The 2,892-nt window shown below is 70.3% G+C and carries 2 protein-coding genes; one reads left to right on the top strand and one right to left on the bottom strand.

Annotated elements, in window-relative coordinates; translation table 11 throughout:
- Window positions 1–512 precede the first annotated feature (512 nt).
- Window positions 513–857, top strand: a complete 345-nt coding sequence (locus CKO41_RS18080) for a TusE/DsrC/DsvC family sulfur relay protein (protein ID WP_200254710.1) — start codon at window positions 513–515, stop codon at window positions 855–857.
- 9 nt (window positions 858–866) lie between these two features.
- On the opposite strand, the gene CKO41_RS18075 is transcribed toward CKO41_RS18080, so the two are convergent.
- The coding region (locus CKO41_RS18075) for a DUF255 domain-containing protein (protein WP_200383264.1) at window positions 867–2,892 on the bottom strand (2,026 nt) is incomplete at its 5' end.

Genomic DNA, 2,892 nt, shown 5'->3' with positions numbered 1-2,892 from the left:
CGCGTGTTTCGCGTGTTTCGTAGTTCCCAGAAGATGTACCGGCTGTTCTTGAATCGTCACTCGGATCGCCCGCAAGCGGGCTCCTACCACGCGAGGGTGGCAGGCCGCCGCGTGCGGTCTCGGGAATTGCGCAGTCTTGCACTAGTACAGCAGTGCGGGTGTTCCGAGACCGCCTCCAACGACTATCGTTGTCGTTGTCGTTGTCGTTGTCGTTGTCGTAATCGACGATCGGACTACGATCAGGACAACGACAACGAACAGCCTCGGGATTTCTGAAGTGCTGCACTAGCAGCCTGGCGCCCTGGCCCGTCTCGACCCCACGCCGACCGCGACGGGGATGCCCTCACCCCCGTCGCGCCGCAGGCTGGCGAACCTCGACGGCATGGCCGATACTCATGATCGAGCGCCCCGACCAGCGGCGCGATTCAACGACAGAAACAAGGAGCATGGGCGCAGGAAGACGCCGTCGAGATGCCATCGGAGACCATCGCCAAGGTGGAGGACTACCAACCATGCCAGCCATTCAGCTCGTTGACCCTGACCTGTCGCTCAACAAGCGGGGGTTCCTCGCCGACTTCGACGCGTGGAATCGCGACGTCGCCCGCACGCTGGCCGCCGCCGAGGGCCTGACGCTCGGCGAGGACCACTGGATCGTACTCGACTTCCTCCGCGACTATTTCCGCACGCATGCGATCCCGGCCACGCCGCGCGTCGTGCTCTGCGCGATCGGCGATCGCCTCACACCACCCGGGGTCCCGGCCAAGCGCCGCCACCTCGAGGCCCTGTTCCCGAACGGCGGCTGCAAACAGGCCTGCCGTCTCGCCGGCCTACCGGACTATTTCTGCTACTCCTGCTGACCTCGGCGCCTACCCGCCGCGGCCCCGCAACCGCGCGAGGTCCTCGATCGGCGCCTCGCAACGGGTGCCGCGGCAGAGATAGGCCCGCGCCCCCTCCCCGGGGACCATGGCCGCCAGGTTGCCCGGCAGGTCGCCCGCGTCGGCGGGGATCCCAAGGACCCAGCGACGCGGCTGATAGGGACGCTGCAACTCGGCCAGCCACCGCGGCAGTTCCGTCGACGGCGCCCGCACCACGGCCGTCTCGCCGGGCTCCAGGTACTCGTCGAGGGCCATCAGCAGGCTCGCGTGGGCGTAGGGGACGCGCCGCAGGGCCTCGTCGGCGACCGCCAGGACCCCAGCGGCCGCGGCCAGATAGCGGGGCTCGCCGAGCAGGTGCCCGAGCCGCTGGAGGACCCGCGCCGCCACCGCATTGCCGGCCGGCAAGGCATCGTCGGCGAGCGGCTTGGGCCGATGGATCAGCGCCTCGTGATCGCTCGCGGTGAAGAAGAAACCGCCCTCCTCCTGGTCCTCGAAACGCGCGAGGAGGATCTCGGCAAGCTCGATCGCGAATGCCAGGTCCTCCGACCGCCAGCGGGCCTGGAGCAGCTCCAGCAGGGCCTCGATCAGCATCGCATGGTCGTCGAGATAGGCCGGGAGGTGGGCGGTGTCGTCGATCGCGCTCGCGAGCAGCCGCCCATCGCGCCACAGGGTCGCTCGGATGAACGCCAGGGCGCGCTCGGCCGAGGCCAGGTAGTCGGGCCGCCCCAGGACCCGCGCGGCCCGGGCCATGCCGCTGATCATCAGCGCATTCCAGGCGGTCAGGACCTTCTCGTCGCGGGCCGGGGGCACCCGCGCGCGGCGCGCCGCGAGGAGCTTGCCGCGGGCGCGCGCGAGCAGGTCCTCGACCTGCGCGGGGGCCAGACCGAGACGCCCGGCGACCGCGCCCGGGGCGACCCGGGCATGCAGGTGCCAGCACCCCTCGAAGTTGGCCGGCCGATCCAGGCCGTAACGGGCGGCGAAGACGAGCATTTCCTCGGGCGTGAGCAGCGCCTCGACGGCCTCGCGCGTCCAGACGTAATAGCGCCCCTCCTGCCCCTCGCTGTCGGCATCGAGGGCCGAATAGTAGCCGCCCGCCTCGGCCTGCATCTCGCCGATCGCCCAGTCGGCGGTGGCCTCGGCCGCGTCGCACAGGTACGGCTCGCCGATCGCCTGCCAGGCGTCGCAGCACAGCGCCAACAGTTGCGCGTTGTCGTAGAGCATCTTCTCGAAGTGCGGGATCATCCAGTCGTCATCGACCGAGTAGCGGTAGAAACCGCCGCCGAGCTGATCATGGATGCCACCGGCGATCATCCGCTCCAGCGTCGAGGCGACCATCGCCAGGGCCTTGGTGTCCGGCTGCCCGGCGGCGTTGGTCTTCGCCCAATGGCGCAGCAGCCACTCCAGGTCCGGGACGCGCGGGAACTTGGGCGCCCGACCGAAGCCGCCGCGCTCGGCATCGAAGCTCGCCGCGAACTGGCGGCGCGCCGCCTCGAGCGGCGCACCGTCGGGGATGACGCCGGCCCGCGGCGCGAGGTCCTCCAGCGCCGCCATCAGGCCGCGCCCCTGTTCGGCGATCGCCTCGCGCTGTTCTCGATAGACCCGCGCGACGCCTTCCAGCACCTCGCGGAACGACGGCAGGCCGTGGCGCGGCTCGCGGGGGAAATAGGTCCCGCAGAAGAAGGGCTCGAGCTCGATCGGCGTCAAGAATACGGTCAGCGGCCAACCGCCGGCGCGCGAGGAGAGGAGTTGGTGGGCGGTCTGGTAGATCCGGTCGAGATCGGGGCGCTCCTCGCGGTCGACCTTGATGTTGACGAAGAGCCGGTTCATCAGGGCCGCCGTCGCCGCGTCCTCGAACGACTCGTGGGCCATCACATGGCACCAGTGGCAGGCCGAGTAGCCGATCGACAGGAGGATCGGGCGGTCACGCGCCCGGGCCTCGGCCAGCGCCGCGGCGCACCAGGGCCACCAGTCGACCGGATTGTCGGCATGCTGGCGCAGGTAGGGGCTGGCGGTGGCG

The sequence above is a fragment of the Thiococcus pfennigii genome (assembly GCF_016583835.1).
In the GTDB taxonomy this organism is placed as follows: Bacteria; Pseudomonadota; Gammaproteobacteria; order Chromatiales; family Chromatiaceae; genus Thiococcus; species Thiococcus pfennigii.
Note: the sequence above shows the minus strand (reverse complement) of the source record. Positions and strands in the feature narration are given on the sequence as shown.

What these genes read in the sequence shown, in the direction of transcription:
- CKO41_RS18080 (WP_200254710.1), top strand. Translation starts at nt 513, where the DNA reads ATGCCAGCCATTCAGCTCGTTGACCCTGACCTGTCGCTCAACAAGCGG.